This window comes from Novosphingobium sp. PhB57, assembly GCF_004342985.1.
GTDB lineage: Bacteria > Pseudomonadota > Alphaproteobacteria > Sphingomonadales > Sphingomonadaceae > Novosphingobium.
This window is the reverse complement of record NZ_SMBO01000005.1, coordinates 204,000-217,434: the sequence shown is the minus strand read 5'-3', so window position 1 is coordinate 217,434 and position 13,435 is coordinate 204,000. Positions and strand designations below refer to the sequence as shown.

The 13,435-nt window shown below is 66.6% G+C and carries 13 protein-coding genes; 5 read left to right on the top strand and 8 right to left on the bottom strand.

Annotated features, from left to right (window positions below):
- Positions 1 to 35: 35 nt before the first annotated feature.
- The 3 genes from EDF58_RS16355 (at position 36) to EDF58_RS16345 (ending at position 3,329) form a co-directional block, all read left to right on the top strand.
- Complete coding sequence (locus EDF58_RS16355; RefSeq protein WP_132267496.1) at positions 36 to 1,544, top strand: TolC family protein; 1,509 nt, start codon at positions 36 to 38, stop codon at positions 1,542 to 1,544.
- A gap of 191 nt (positions 1,545 to 1,735) precedes the next feature.
- The gene (locus EDF58_RS26650) at positions 1,736 to 2,248 is read left to right on the top strand and encodes an acyltransferase (protein ID WP_165921454.1); all 513 of its coding nucleotides are present in this window, start codon (positions 1,736 to 1,738) and stop codon (positions 2,246 to 2,248) included.
- A gap of 178 nt (positions 2,249 to 2,426) precedes the next feature.
- The gene (locus EDF58_RS16345; protein WP_132267493.1) at positions 2,427 to 3,329 is read left to right on the top strand and encodes a glycosyltransferase; all 903 of its coding nucleotides are present in this window, start codon (positions 2,427 to 2,429) and stop codon (positions 3,327 to 3,329) included.
- Positions 3,330 to 3,337: 8 nt separating this feature from the next.
- Here EDF58_RS16345 and EDF58_RS16340 read toward each other — a convergent pair whose 3' ends face one another.
- From EDF58_RS16340 to EDF58_RS16310, 7 genes are all read right to left on the bottom strand, one after another.
- Positions 3,338 to 3,682, bottom strand: coding sequence for a hypothetical protein (locus EDF58_RS16340; RefSeq protein WP_243654309.1), 345 nt, complete (start codon positions 3,680 to 3,682; stop codon positions 3,338 to 3,340).
- A 20-nt stretch (positions 3,683 to 3,702) separates the two neighbouring features.
- A complete protein-coding gene (locus EDF58_RS16335; RefSeq protein WP_132267492.1) occupies positions 3,703 to 3,993 on the bottom strand; it encodes a DUF3325 domain-containing protein in 291 nt (96 codons plus the stop codon).
- Positions 3,990 to 5,555, bottom strand: coding sequence for a PepSY-associated TM helix domain-containing protein (locus EDF58_RS16330; RefSeq protein WP_132267490.1), 1,566 nt, complete (start codon positions 5,553 to 5,555; stop codon positions 3,990 to 3,992). The genes EDF58_RS16335 and EDF58_RS16330 overlap by 4 nt, the downstream gene beginning before the upstream one ends.
- Before the next feature lie 141 nt (positions 5,556 to 5,696).
- On the bottom strand, positions 5,697 to 8,213 hold the full coding sequence (locus EDF58_RS16325) for a TonB-dependent receptor (RefSeq protein ID WP_132267488.1): 2,517 nt from the start codon (positions 8,211 to 8,213) through the stop codon (positions 5,697 to 5,699).
- 174 nt (positions 8,214 to 8,387) lie between these two features.
- Positions 8,388 to 9,443, bottom strand: a complete 1,056-nt coding sequence (locus tag EDF58_RS16320) for a FecR domain-containing protein (RefSeq protein ID WP_165921453.1) — start codon at positions 9,441 to 9,443, stop codon at positions 8,388 to 8,390.
- 91 nt (positions 9,444 to 9,534) lie between these two features.
- On the bottom strand, positions 9,535 to 10,044 hold the full coding sequence (locus tag EDF58_RS16315) for a sigma-70 family RNA polymerase sigma factor (RefSeq protein ID WP_132267484.1): 510 nt from the start codon (positions 10,042 to 10,044) through the stop codon (positions 9,535 to 9,537).
- Positions 10,041 to 10,748: a TonB family protein gene (locus tag EDF58_RS16310; RefSeq protein WP_132267482.1), complete on the bottom strand. Its 708-nt coding sequence runs from the start codon at positions 10,746 to 10,748 to the stop codon at positions 10,041 to 10,043. The genes EDF58_RS16315 and EDF58_RS16310 overlap by 4 nt, the downstream gene beginning before the upstream one ends.
- 207 nt (positions 10,749 to 10,955) lie before the next feature.
- Between EDF58_RS16310 and EDF58_RS16305 the strand changes: the two genes are divergently transcribed.
- The gene (locus EDF58_RS16305) at positions 10,956 to 11,609 is read left to right on the top strand and encodes a DsbA family protein (protein ID WP_132267480.1); all 654 of its coding nucleotides are present in this window, start codon (positions 10,956 to 10,958) and stop codon (positions 11,607 to 11,609) included.
- Between the two features lie 40 nt (positions 11,610 to 11,649).
- On the opposite strand, the gene EDF58_RS16300 is transcribed toward EDF58_RS16305, so the two are convergent.
- A complete protein-coding gene (locus tag EDF58_RS16300) occupies positions 11,650 to 12,177 on the bottom strand; it encodes a DUF6438 domain-containing protein (RefSeq protein WP_132267478.1) in 528 nt (175 codons plus the stop codon).
- A 275-nt stretch (positions 12,178 to 12,452) separates the two neighbouring features.
- Between EDF58_RS16300 and EDF58_RS16295 the strand changes: the two genes are divergently transcribed.
- The gene (locus tag EDF58_RS16295; RefSeq protein WP_132267476.1) at positions 12,453 to 13,409 is read left to right on the top strand and encodes a response regulator; all 957 of its coding nucleotides are present in this window, start codon (positions 12,453 to 12,455) and stop codon (positions 13,407 to 13,409) included.
- The last annotated feature ends 26 nt before the right edge of the window (positions 13,410 to 13,435 follow it).

Genomic DNA, 13,435 nt, shown 5'->3' with positions numbered 1-13,435 from the left:
ACGCGCAGGATCATGCCATGTATAGGGGGTAATACTTGGAGAAGTGGAGTAAAAGCCCATGGCTGCTGGCTGTCCTCTGCCTTGGCGGCGGTCACAGCGCCTATGCGGAGACGCTGGAGGATGCGTTGGGAGACGCCTATCGAAACAATCCGGCACTGGTGGGCGCGCGTGACATGAGCAGCGCTGCGGACGAAGGCGTCAATCATGCCCATGCAGCATATGGGCCCAGCCTGAGCCTGTCCGTGCAGCATGAATATACGGATGCGCGCATTCGTGGCGGCGTCTTTCCCGTACATGACGAGGGCTTCGGCACCACGGGCGAGCTGGCATTGTCGCAGCCGCTCTTCACATCCGGAAGGCTGTCCGCGGCGGTCGATGCTGCTACCGCGAACAAGTTTGCCGTTCGCGCGCGGTTGGAGGAGGCCAGCCAGCGGACGATTGCCGATGTCGTGACGGCCTATGTCTTCCTGCAGCGCGACATGGAACTCAACGGCGTGGCTGCGGAGATCTATGATCTGCTGCTCCGGCAGCGCGACCAGACGGTTTCGCGCTATCGCCTGCGCGATTCCACGGCGCCGGATGTCGATCAGACCTTGAACCGGCTCGAACTGGCAGCGGGGCGCGTCATTTCCGCGCGGGCGGCCGTTCAGGCGAGTGCCGCGCGCTATCGGAACCTTGTTGGTCACTATCCGGACGAACTCTTGCCCGTGCCGGCCTTGCCCGACCTGCCGGTATTGGAGACGCTCTATACCGAGGGGGAGGCGTACAGCCCGTCACTGGCGGCGTTTAAGTTCGCCGAGGTTCAGTCCCGCGCTGCCGTCGCGGCGGCGCGGGCCGAAATGATGCCGCAGGTCGGCGCTTATGCGTCCGCGCTGCGCGCACCGATCACGCCCTATCAGAACAGCTATCGGCAAGAGGCGGTCTCGGCCGGGGTGCGATTGACGATGCCGCTCTATAGCGGCGGCCAAATGTCGTCGGCCTTGCGCGCGGCGAAGGACCGCAACCTGGCGGATCAGCAATTCGTGGAGCAGGCCAGGCGCGACATGCGCGAGCAGCTTGCTGCCGATTGGGCGCTGCTGGAGGCGGCCCAGGCGTCGCTGCCGCGCTTCGACGCCGCAGTGTCCGCCGCCGAGCGCGCGGTGGAGGGCGTGAAGCGGCAGGAGACGGCGGGAATTCGCACTCTCCGAGACGTTCTGGACGTGACGAACGACTTGCTGTCGGCACGGACGGCGGCTGTCCAGGCGCGGGCCGAGGCTTACGTGCTGCGCGTCGATGTGCTGCGCGACGCCGGCATTCTGACAATCGGCATGTTCTCTCGTGAGCGTCCTTATGATCCGGACAGTCGCTTGCGCTGGAGCGGAAGATTGGCGGGCTTGCCGCTACGCCCTCTGCTTGAACCGCTGGACCGGCTGGCAAGCCACGGTTCCGTGCCGGTGGCGCGGGTGCAACTGGAGTATTCGCTGAATTTCGAAGGGTTGAAAGAGGCGCCGCTGCAACCGGTCTCGCAAGGTTCGGAGGCCGAAGGGCAGGGCCGCGGGCAATAGAGGGGCGCTGCGCCGTTTCGGATCGATCTGCGCATCGATGCAACGGTAGTGGAGCTATCCACCTCTTGTCGTCGCTGCGGGGAAGGGACAGGTTCGCGGCGCGCTCGTGCCTTTCGGTCGAGCGAGTTTGATGCGCGATATTCTCCGTTCCCGACGATCTCAATTCCGGGCAATCTCAAAGGGATGCGTTCATGTGGAGGGAAGCGATCTTCCTGTGGCTTGCAAACCATCTGCCGCAAGGGCGGATCGGCACGCGGGCGCGTCACGAGGCGCTTCGATGGGCTGGCCTGAAGCTGTCGCCCAAGGTGATCGTGATGGGGCCGGTCAGGATTACGCCGCCGGGCACGGGCGGGCAGGTGAGGATAGGATCGCGGTCGTTCCTCAACACCAACGTCCGGTTCGGGGGGAAGGGCGGCGTTACTATCGGGCGGTTCGCCCAAATCGCACCGAACGTGTCGTTCGAGACGAGTTCGCATGAACTTGCCTTCGAAGATGGCCGCAGCAGGGCGCCGGTGACGGCACCGGTCGTGGTGCAGGATCACGTCTGGATCGGTACGGGTGCGATCATCCTGCCGGGGGTGACCATAGGACGCGGGGCCGTGGTTGCCGCGGGCGCTGTCGTCGTGCGCGACGTACCGCCCAAGACTCTGGTGGGCGGCGTGCCCGCGCGGATTCTGCGCAACGTTGACGAGCTTACGGCGTGACAGGTCGTTGCAGCTTTGCGGAATGGCAGGATCGCCTCATGGCAGAGCAGCTGCCGATCGGAGAAGGAACCCGGGCTGGCCTCGGCCTGGGGCTCAAATCGAACGGATGCGCCAAAAGTCGTGCCGATGGCTGGGTGCTGACGATCCGAGCAAGGGCCGGAAAACGGAGAGCGAGCGCATGAATGCGATCAACGATGGCGAGCATCTCAGCGTGGCTGTCGTGGTGGCCAGCCTTGGCCGGCCGCAACTCGTGGCGCAGATGCACCAGCTCATGCTGGAGCAATCCTGCCCGCCCGATGTGCTGGTGTTCTCGGTCGTTGGCGAAGGAGACATTCCCGAAGGCTATGACGGCCGGCAGGATCTGCACGTTCTTCGTGGGAGCAAGGGACTCTGCGCCCAGCGGAACCGCGCGCTGGATTGGCTGGCGGACGACTATGATCTCATCGTCTTTTACGATGACGATTTCGTGCCCTCGAGGGACAGTGTCGATCGGATCAAGCGGTTCTTTGCCGCTCATCCGGAAGTCGTGGGGGCGACAGGCAATGTCATTCGCGATGGCATAAAGGGGCCCGGCATATCCTTCGAACTGGCAAGGGACCTGATCGCCGGGCACGAGAAGAAAGACTTCAGCCCCAATTGCATCGTCACCAGCCTTGAGGGGCTCTACGGTTGCAACATGGTCTTTCGCGCCTCGGCCATTGGCTCATGCCGGTTCGACGAGCGGTTGCGGCTCTACGGCTGGCAGGAAGACGTCGACTTCGCCGCCTCGCTGTCGTCGCGGGGGCGGATCGTCAAGACTTTTGCCTTTTCCGGGGTGCATCAGGGCGTGAAATATGGCCGTACTTCGGGCGTCCGGCTCGGCTATTCGCAAGTCGTCAATCCGCTCTATCTGGTGCGCAAGGGCACGATGTCGCGCAGCTTTGCGGCGAGGCTGATCGTGCGCAACGTGCTGGCCAATCATCTCAAGACATTCAAACCCGAACCGTGGATTGACCGTGCCGGACGCATGAAGGGCAACTGGATCGCCTTTCGCGACCTGATGCTCGGCAGACTGATGCCGGAGAGGATCGAGGCGCTCTAGAGGAGGAGCTAGGCAGCCGGCATCAGCAGCCGGGCAAGAAGCATCAGCGGCAGGGCTGCCGCGGTCAGGCCGAGCCAGGCGCGCAGGGCGCTTTTCGCGTGGAACACGGTCATGGCCACGACGGCGAAGAGGGCGTAGCTCCCCAGGGTCGCGGCCGTGACGGCTTCCGCCCGGTTCATGCCGAACGCAGCCAGAATGAGGGAGAGGGCAACCGTGGCAAGGGCGGTGACGCCATAGGCGCCCAGCGTTCCTGCCAGCGTTCGCGCCGCTACCGACCAGCGGTAGCGGGCGGCTTCGCCGGGCATGAGCAAGCGGGCACCGGATAGGGAAAGGCGGGAAACGGCCTTGGGCATGACGGGGTCCTTCGGTTCCATTATCGGCGCCACCGGGCAAGGATGCGCTCGCGATTGGTCTGGGCGGTGAGGGTGATGGCGGCGCCGGCCGACAGCCAGCCGCACCAGGCGACAGTGCCGTAGCCCCAGCCCAGGCCTTGCCCTGCCAGGGCGAAGCCGGCCGCGAGCAGGGCCAGTCCGCCCAGTTTCAGCAGGCGGCTCGTGCCTGGCGGCAACTTGCGTCGCAGCCAGTCCTGTTGATGGCGCGGCATCGCCATAAGCAGGAGCGCGAAGCCAGCCAGCGAAAGGAGCGCCGTGGCGAAATGGATCATGCGGCGGCCTCCACAGGGGGGCGCTGCTTGCGCGCCGGTGCCGGACGGGGCTTGTGGCTGGCGACCTTCCGGGCCGTGAAGGCGAAGCCTGCGGCCAGGGCCAGCATGGTCAAATCGAAGGCTGCGAAAGTCCAGTCTGCGCTGGGCAGGCTCTGGAGCAGCCCGCGCGCGGTGGTCATTTGGTTGAGCAGTGGCACGGCGGCGAAAAGCGCGGCGCAGGCGGCCAGCGTTTCGACCCATGCCCGCTTGGCCGGACGCGAAAACGCCCAGACCAGGGAGCCGCCCCAGGCGATGAACAACGCGTTGACTTCCCAGTCCGCGCGGTGGGCCATGGCTTGCGGCAGCAGCCGGTTGGCGATGAAATAGGCGGCGATACCGAGCGGGGCACCGGCGATGAAACCGATGTTCAGTCGCTCGACCAGTCGGAAACCGAAGTGGGGGCGGGCGGGGTCGGGCAACTTGGCGCGCCGCTTGACGCACCACAGGCAGAGGCCGGTCGCGGCCATGGCGGTGCCGCCGAGCCCGGAAAGGAAGTAGAGCCAGCGCAGGCCGTAGCCGGCGAACCAGGCGGTGTGTAGGTCCACCATCACGCGGTGGGTTGCCGTGGCGCCGCCGGGCGCGGCGCGGGTGGAGGGCAGGACCGTGCCGCTCGCGCCGTCGAGGTAGAGTGTATCGAGGCGGTCGTCTTTCCAGTCTTCGCGGCGGGCGTAGAGGGAGGCCGTGGCGGCGGCGTCTCCGGGGTTGTCGATGCCGACGTAGCTGGGCACGCCGCCGCGCCACTCCCGGCCTGCCGCGGCGACCATCTGTGCGAGCGGGACCGTGGCTGCAGGCATGCCGCTGGCTTCGCGTTCGGGACTGGAGGCAAAGACGCTGCGGTAGAACTCCTGCCGGTCCGGGAAGTTGGCGGAGATCGCCCAGGGCATCAGCGTGAACAGCAGGGTTGCAAGGCCGGTATACGTGATCATCAGATGGAACGGCAGGACCAGCACGGCCGTGGCGTTGTGCGCGTCCAGCCAGCTGCGCTGCCCCTTGCCGAAGCGCATCATGAAGAAGTCGGTGAAGATCTTCTTGTGAGTCACCACGCCGGAAAGAATCGCGACCAGCATGGCGAGCGCCGCCACGCAGACGAGATAGCGCGCCCAACTGACCGGCATGTAATGGAGATCGAAATGGAAGCGGTAGAGGAAGAAACCGCCCTTTGTCTCGCGAAGCTGGATCTCCTGACCGGTTTCGGGGTCCAGAACCAGGGAAGTCCGATCGTGCCGGTCGGCACCCGGCATGCGCCACGAGAGACTGAGGCCGCTGCCGCCGCGGGGCGAGGGCATGGAAACGGACCAGCTCTCCGCGCCCGCCCCCCGCGCCCGCAGAGCCGCATCTGCCGAGGCCAGGGCGCGCGGCGTCACTTGCGTGCCGGACGAGAGTTCGGGCCGCATCCAGGCGTCGATCTCGTTCTGGAAGAACGCTGCCGTCCCGAACACGAAGATGACGTAGAGCACCCATCCGGGAACGAGCCCCACCCAAGTGTGCAGCCATGCCATCGATTGGCGCAAGCCCTGCTTCATGACGGTATCACTCTTGTTTCATCCCTGATTGCAGCGCGTCGCGGCCTGCAGCCGGTCGCGGGGAATGGGAATTGGCGCGATGCACGCAGGCGCCGGAGCGCGCCTGCGTGCATCGCTTTCAGCGGATTTCCGGAAGGAGGGTCAGAACCCGAACTTCATCGAGAACGCCACGTTGCGCGGGATGCCGAGCTGGCTGGTGGTGATCCAGTAGTTCTTGTCGGTCAGGTTGGTGGCGCTGAGATCGAAGCGCACGGTGTGGCCGTCGATGCGCGTGGCGTAGTGCAGGCCAAGGTCGAAGACCGTGTTGCCCTGAATCTCCTGAAGATTGGCGGCGTCCTTGTACATCTTGCCCGAGTGATAGGCACCGGCGCTGACGGAAAGGCCGGGAACCACGGGGATGGCGTAGTCGAGGTAGATCTTGGCCAGCATGTCGCTCACCCCGGTCGGGCGCTTGCCGGCGAGAGCGGCATTGGTGGCTTTCTTCACCGCAAGGTCCATGATCGATCCGCCCACCAGGACGGACAGGTTGCCGGTGACATGGCCGGTCGCGGTCAGCTCGATGCCCTTGTGCACCTGCAAGCCGTCCTGGTTGATGGTGATCTTGCCGTCCGAAGACCTGTCCTCGTAGGAATTGGCCTTTTCGATCCGGTAGATCGCGGCGGTGATCAGCAGCGCATCGATTGGCGCATATTTGGCGCCAAGCTCGACCTGTTTGGAGATGAACGGCTTCAAAATCTGCCCGGGATTGTTGTAGAGCGTGGCATCGTCGGGAACGGTCGATCCCTGTTCCAGGCCCTGCATGTAACTGGCGTAAGTCGTCACGCGCGGCACCGGCTTGAACACCAGCGAGACGGTCGGCGTATAGGCGGTCTTGTCGTAGCCCGACGAAACAGCGCCCGTGGCCGTGTAGTTCTTCGAGACCAGCGTGGTGCGGTTCACGCCGACCAGCGCGCCGAACTGTTCGGTGAACTGGATGTCGTCGCCCAGGACCACATTGGTGTTCTTCGAGAAGGCTGACCGATAGAGAGCGCCCCAATCGTATGTATTGAGGGCATCGGGCATGGCCCAGGTCATGAGATCGTTGGGATCGGTGTAGGCCGGGGACTGCACCGCGCTGACGGAGCTGACGACATGCCGCTTCACGCGCAGCACGTCTCCCGAGACGCCCAGGGTCAGACGGTGCCGGATGCCGCCGGTATGGAATTCGCTGTCGAGATAGGCATAGGCGCCCTGCGCGATGTTGTAGGAGGGCGCGCTGCGCGAGGGCCAGCCGTTCACGAAGCCGGAATCCGCGAAGAAGGCAGGATAGATGTTGAGCGACTCCTGGGCGTCGCGCTTGTAGATGTAAGCGGTTCTCAGGCTGAAGGTATCGTCGATCTTCCACTTGGCGTTGACGCCGATCCGGTCGGTCTTGACCTGGAGAAAGGTCCAGGGCGGCGTGTAGGTCTGGTCGTTTTCGAGCGGGTCGATCCAGTAGTTCAGCGCGCCGTAGCTGCTGTTCGCATAGGCGTAGAAGCGGGAATCGATGCCGTCTATACGGTAGTAGGTATGCGCGCCCTCGACCTGGACGAGGAGGTTTGGAGTGACGTTCCAGTCCACTGCCCCGCTGATCAGCGTCCGCGCGATGTTCTGGTTCTTCTTGGCGGTTTCGCCGTCCTGATAGGCGACGTTCAGCCGATAGGCGAGCACGCCGTCCGCGTCGATCCGGTTGCCCATGTCGAGGTGCGCGAAGAACTGCTCGTTGCCGTAATTGCCCAGGGTCACGTCCATGGTGCGGCTGTAAGTGGGGCGCTTGAGGACATAGTTGGTGACGCCGCCCGGATTGCCCGCGCCGTACATGAAGCCGGACAGGCCGTTCATGATCTCGACCTGCTGCAATTCCTCCATCGAGATGCCGGTAAGGGTGGAGGAGAGGCGCAGCCCGTCGACCACGCCTTTCTGGGAATCGAAGCCGCGGATCGTGACGTAAGGCGTGCCGTAGACCGTGGAGGGCGCCGAGTTCTGGACCACCGGGTTCATCTTGAACATCTGGTCCATGCTGGAAGCGACGACGTTCTCGATCAGGTCGCTCGACGTGACGTTGATCGAATAGGGCGTGTCGACGATGGCCTTGCCGCCCCAGGGGCCGGTGCTGGCGGCGACGTCGATCTGCTGGTTGTGGCCAGTGACGAGGATCGGCGAGTTGCGTCCGCCGCGTTCGTCCTCGTCATAGTCCGCGGCATTCCCTTCGTCCGTGCCGGCCGCCAGGGCGGTGGCGGCGCGGCCTTCGACTTCCAGGGTGTCGAGCGTCATCGCGCCGGTCGTGGCGCGGCCGATGGTGACGGCATCGGCGCCCGTCGTGCGCGGGACCAGGCCGGTGCCCGAGAGCAACCGGGCCAGGGCGTCGCGCCAGGGCATCTGGCCGGCGAGCCCGGAACTGGTGCGGCCCTGCGTCAGCGCGGCATCGTAGTTGAGCTGCAAGCCGCTCTGTTCGGCAAAACGGTTCAGGGCATCGCTCAGCGTTCCGGCGGGAATTGCATAGGCATGCGTCTCTCCGGAAGCCTGCGCCGCTGCGGGTGCTGCGAACAGCGTGGCGCCGCTCGTCATTGCCGTACCCGCAAGCAAAGCCGCGGCCATCAGGCGCGCGCCATCGCGGCGATTCCCCATCTTCTCGATCATTGAACGTGTTCCCTCACTGCTCGTTTTGAGGCGCGCATTATGCTGTTGCGACGCATTCTCAGAACCAAGACGGAGTTGGGAGGGAAATGACGACCAGGGCGGTGAAATTTTTTCTGGCCGGTCGCGCTGAGTCAGGTGCGCCCCGGTCCAGCCCAACCGGACCCGATCCGTGCCTTAGCGGTGAAGCACGATCAGGCGGCTGGACAGGCGGAACGAGGCAAGGCCCAGGCTTCGCTCGATGCTGTCGATCGCGGCGAGCGGGTGGTCGAGGTCGTAGACGCCGCTTACCCGCATCGTGGCGGCGGGGCCGGTTACGCCGATGTAGCCATGCCGATAGCGCGCGATTTCCGATACGACTTCGCCCAGCGGCCGGTCGACCACCACCAGCCGCCCGCGTGTCCAGGCGGTGGCGCCGCTGCCGGCCGGTTCGACCGGGCCGAGCCTGTCCGCCGCGAAATCGGCGCGCTGCCCTTCGCCGACGACGTGCGAGCGGCCTTGCCCGGCCACCCGGACCCGGTGCTCCGTCACGACGATTTCGGCGTGCTTGCCGCTTTCGCGTATGGCGAAGACCGTGCCGAGCGCGGTGGCGCTGCCGCCCGCCGCCGCCACCGTGAAGGGCCGGGCGCGGTCCGGTGCGACCCGGAACTCGGCCGCGCCAGCCAGGAGCCGCACGCCGCGCCGGGCGGGGGAAAAGTCCAGAGCAATGGCCGAGCCGCTGTCGAGTTCGACGGTCGAACCATCTTCCAGCGCGACGGTTTTCCGCTCGCCGATAGCGGTGGCATAGTCCGCCTGCAGCCACGTCGCCCAGTCCTGCACCGTGCCCAGCACGACCAGCGCGAGCGAAGCGGCCAGGGCAGCGCTTGTGCGGATGGCATGTTTGCGCGGGCGAGGCGCCGTACTCCGGCCGCGTGCTGCCCAGCGCTTATGGGGGCGCTGGCGCGGGGAGGGCAGGGCGGATTGCGGTGGCGCCCGTTCCAGGTTCTCCGCTGCCGGCCGCGGCGCCTCCCGCTCGGTCGACATCGCCGGTTCGCCGTCTAGGATGCCCCAAAGCACTTCCATCCGCTCGAAAGCCCGCCGATGCGCGGGCTCGGCGCGCCAGGCGTCGAAAGCGCGGATCTCTTCGGGCGAGAGCTCGCCACCGTCGCGGCGCACGATCCAATCGGCCGCCGTCTCGGCAAGGGAGCGCGGAATCGCGGGGTTCTCGGCAGGAGTTGCCGGCGTCTCGTTCACGGCAGGGTCCCTTTCGCGAGCGGCTTCGATTCCCATGACGCAGCCGGCGGGCAAAACACGACATCGCACCCCGTTCTTTTCGGGTTTCGCATCATCCTGCCTCGTCGATTTCGCCAAGACGCGCGGCCAGCACGAGCAGGGCGTGGCGAAGCTGTTTCTCCACCGCGCCGCGGGTAATGCCGAAGCGGGCGGCGATCTCCGCCTGATCGAGACCATCGAACTTGCGCAAGGCAAAGATCTCGCGGCAACGGGGCGGCAGGTCCTCCACGAGTTCCAGCACCAGCCGCAGCCGGTCCTGCGCCAGGGCGTGGCGTTCGGGCGAGGGGGTATCGTCCGCCACGACCGTGCCGGCCTCCTCGCCGGCCAGCCAGGGCATCCATTTCCGCCGGTCGCGCGCGCGGTCGTTCACCAGGTTGCGGGCCACGCGGTAGAGGAAGGCGCGCGGATTCTCGACCGTGCCGGCGCGCAGCGAGGGAATGGCCCGCGCCCAGGTTTCCTGCACGATGTCGGCGGCGGCGGGCGGCGAATCGACCAGCGAGCCGACATAGGCCGCCAGCGACTTGTGATAGTGGTCGAAGATGCCCGCGTCCGCGCCGCTCATGGCGCCGATGCCGTGGCCGTGCGGGGCGGCGTCCGGTCCTCGATCAGGAAGGACACCGGCATGGTGATGGCCAGTTCGTCCGGCAGGGCATCGGGGATCGCGGGGAAGGGGGCGGCACGGCTGACGATCTCGGCGGCCGCGCGGTCGAGTTCGGCGCGGCCGGTGCCGGAGACGAGAGTGGCATCGAGCAGGCGCCCGCTACGTTCGATGCGGAAGAGAATGGCGCCATCGCCCTGCCATCCGGCGCGAAGCGCGGCATCGGGATAGCGGCGGCTCTCCTCCAGCCGGGCCATGATCGCGCGGCGATAGGCCTGCGTGACTTGCGCCAGATCCGTGTCGCGTCCGCCCTGCTCGCCCGCCGGAGCGGCCTCGCCCGGATCCTGCGACAGGGCAGCGGCGGGCACCGTGCGCGGGTGATCGGCCTTCACCGGCAGCAGGGCCGCCTTCTCCGGCCTTTCCGCCGCGCCGGAGCGGAGCCTGTCATGCGGCAGGTCCTGCGCGCGCAGCGTGAAAGTGGGTAGCGTGGCCGGGACCGTGCGGTCCTGACGGCCTGCGTTCTGCCAGGAGAGCGCCACCGCCGCCACGGCCACGGCGACCAGATGCAGCGCCCCGGTCACGCCCAATGCCACGACCCGCACCGAGCGGGTATTTCCCCGAGGCGCGGAAGCAGCGTGGAACGCGGTGTCGGGACGCGGCGCGGTCATGCTTCGGCCCTGTATAATATTGCGAATGGTTTGCAACAAACTATTTGGCAGGGTTTGCCAGACACCGCCGGGCCAAACACCGCCGGTCCTTCGGCGCGGGGCGTGCGCGGCACATTCGGGGTGGCATTCCCGCCGCGCACCTGCTTCTAGGGCGGTTTACGATCTAAGGGTCTGGCGCGCCGCGTGCCGCCATCGAAGGAACTGGGAATGATGAAATGGCAGGCTCGGGGTCTGACCCGGATCGCAGCGGCATGGATGGCCTGCGCGGCGCTGGCGTTCGGCCTTGGCGCGGTCTCGGTTCAACCTGCCTTCGCCGCGGCGGACGGGCGCGCGGCCCTGCTCAAATCGCTGCAGGACGATCCGGCGATGCCGAGCGTGGCCCCGGCCGGTTACGACGTCACCATCGTCGTCTTCTCCGACTACCAGTGCCCTTATTGCCGCAAGCTCCACGTTTCGCTGAAGCAGTTCCTGCAGCAGGACAAGAAGGTCCGCGTGGTCTATCGCGACTGGCCGATCTTCGGGGCGCCCTCCATCGAGGCGGCCCGCGCGGCACTGGCGTCGCGCTATCAGGGCAAGCACGCCGCCTTCAACGATGCGCTGATGGAAACCAGCGGGCGGCTCGATTCCCAGGCCATCCAGCTTGCCGCCCAGCGAGCCGGGGTCGACCGCAAGCGCCTCAATGCCGACCTGGCCGCGCACAAGGCCGATATCGACGCCGCGCTGGCCCGCACCGCCCGGCTGGCCGAGGGCATGGACCTGACCGGAACGCCGGCCATGGTCATCGGCTCCTACCTGCTACCCGGCGCGGCGACGGCCGAAATGCTCGTCAAGGCCGTGGAGATCGCGCGCAAGCCCGCCTGAGCCCCAGCCTGACCTGAGGCTCAGGCAGGGCACCCGGCGATCAGCCCCTCGATTCGCCCGGCCGGGTGATCTGCTTCGCCCAGTCCTCGATCCCCAGCCGCGCGGGTACCTCTTGCAGCAGGCCGTCCAGCGCCTGACCCGGCCCGCCCCGGCAACCGCGCTGGTGGCGGGCCACGGTCTTGCCGCCACGCGGATCGGTCCAGGTGATGGTATAGGTGGACGTGTCGCTGATCGCCGCCTCACATTCGACGGTGGCCGTGGTTCCGGCCTGCGGACGATAGGGCGCGAGATCGGCGGCCAGGGCGCGGTAGCTCGCCTCGCCTGCGGCGCGCTGGCGCTCGCCCAGCACCATGGTGTGGCGCATGCCGTTGAACGTGACCGCGCCGGTGGGGGCGATGGACGCTTCGTAGACCGGGCAGAAGCCGAAGCAGGGGCCGACCGAGATGGCGATGGTTTCCGCCTCGCCTGTCGCTGCGGGGGCTGCGCCGTCCTGCGGCAAAGTCGCGCAGGCGCCCAGCAACACGGCGCTTGCGAGCCCGAGATGATGCCATGCCTTGAAAATCGTCACCGGGTCAGACTCCTTGTTTCATCGCCCGCGAATGCAGGGATCCCGATTGCAAGACGGAGCCGCGCGCATCCGGCCTTGGCGAAGCGTACACTTTTGCGAATAGCCGCTGTTTTACGCGCGACCTTGCGACAAGACTGTAGCGACGAAGATGATCGCAAGATGAATTCTTGCGATTCTTTCGTTGCAGATAACCTAGATTGTCGCCGCGCCTTTCGTTTCTCCTATGTGCCGCCGCGGGGCAACGGGCCCGAAAGTCGCCAGAGAAAAACGGTTACATGACGTTGGATGCGATGTTGGGGAGGGACGATGCCGTCCTGGTCCTCGATCTTGATGAAGACTCCAAATCCCAGTGCCTCGCCGAAGTCCGGCGCCTTGGTTTCAACAGCATTTCCGCCAGTGACGCGCGCGAGGCTCATGCCTTGCTGGAGCGCGGCGAGGCAGGCGTCGCCGTGGTCGACAGCGGCTTTCCCGGCACGGGAGAGCTGTCTTTCGTCGACGCGCTTGCCCGCGAGAATCCCTATGGGCGGGGGCAGGGCAGGGGCGCGCCGAAAGTGATTCTCACCGCGGCGCGGCCGAGCAAGGAACTCGTGCTGACGGCCTTGCGCGCCTCCGTGGTGGACCTGCTGGAAAAGCCGCTCGTGCCCGACAGCCTCGCCCGTGCCCTGCGCCGGGCCATGAAGGGCGCGCCGGGGGGCGGGGCGTCACTCTCCGATCGCCTGCTCGACCTGTCGCGCGATCTCAACCGCGTGGCCGGGCTGATCGAACCGCGCAAGGCGGCGCCGCGTACTGTACCGGGCACCGCGGCATCCTGCCCGGCGCCGATGTCCGGCCTTGCTCTCGAGGAACCGGCTCGGCCGGAATCCCCGCCCATGGCGCTGCCCGAATATCTTCGCGGCCTGCTGCGCGACGCGGCGATCCGGCGCGCGATCGGCGGCGGAGAGCTGTTCGGCGATCCCGCCTGGGAAATGCTGCTGGACCTGTTGCTGGCCCGGTTCGAGGATCGCAAGGTCTCCGTTACCAGCGCCTGCATTGCATCGGGTGCGCCGATGACGACCGCGCTTCGCCTGGTGCGGCGGCTGGTGGAGCAGGGTGTGCTCGTTCGTTATCCCGATGCGCTGGACCGGCGGCGGGAGTTTCTGACGCTGCATCCTTCGGTGGCCGAGGCGTTGGTGGACTATGTGCGCGGTGAGTGCCCCCCTGGCGCCCTTACGCTTCAATCGCCCTCGCGCTGAAAGTTCGGCGGCAAGGCAAGGCAATG

What these genes read in the sequence shown, in the direction of transcription:
- EDF58_RS26650 (WP_165921454.1), top strand. Translation starts at nt 1,736, where the DNA reads ATGTGGAGGGAAGCGATCTTCCTGTGGCTTGCAAACCATCTGCCGCAA.
- EDF58_RS16345 (WP_132267493.1), top strand. Translation starts at nt 2,427, where the DNA reads ATGAATGCGATCAACGATGGCGAGCATCTCAGCGTGGCTGTCGTGGTG.
- EDF58_RS16340 (WP_243654309.1), bottom strand. Translation starts at nt 3,682, where the DNA reads ATGCCCAAGGCCGTTTCCCGCCTTTCCCTATCCGGTGCCCGCTTGCTC.
- EDF58_RS16335 (WP_132267492.1), bottom strand. Translation starts at nt 3,993, where the DNA reads ATGATCCATTTCGCCACGGCGCTCCTTTCGCTGGCTGGCTTCGCGCTC.
- EDF58_RS16330 (WP_132267490.1), bottom strand. Translation starts at nt 5,555, where the DNA reads ATGAAGCAGGGCTTGCGCCAATCGATGGCATGGCTGCACACTTGGGTG.
- EDF58_RS16325 (WP_132267488.1), bottom strand. Translation starts at nt 8,213, where the DNA reads ATGATCGAGAAGATGGGGAATCGCCGCGATGGCGCGCGCCTGATGGCC.
- EDF58_RS16315 (WP_132267484.1), bottom strand. Translation starts at nt 10,044, where the DNA reads ATGAGCGGCGCGGACGCGGGCATCTTCGACCACTATCACAAGTCGCTG.
- EDF58_RS16310 (WP_132267482.1), bottom strand. Translation starts at nt 10,748, where the DNA reads ATGACCGCGCCGCGTCCCGACACCGCGTTCCACGCTGCTTCCGCGCCT.
- EDF58_RS16305 (WP_132267480.1), top strand. Translation starts at nt 10,956, where the DNA reads ATGATGAAATGGCAGGCTCGGGGTCTGACCCGGATCGCAGCGGCATGG.
- EDF58_RS16295 (WP_132267476.1), top strand. Translation starts at nt 12,453, where the DNA reads ATGACGTTGGATGCGATGTTGGGGAGGGACGATGCCGTCCTGGTCCTC.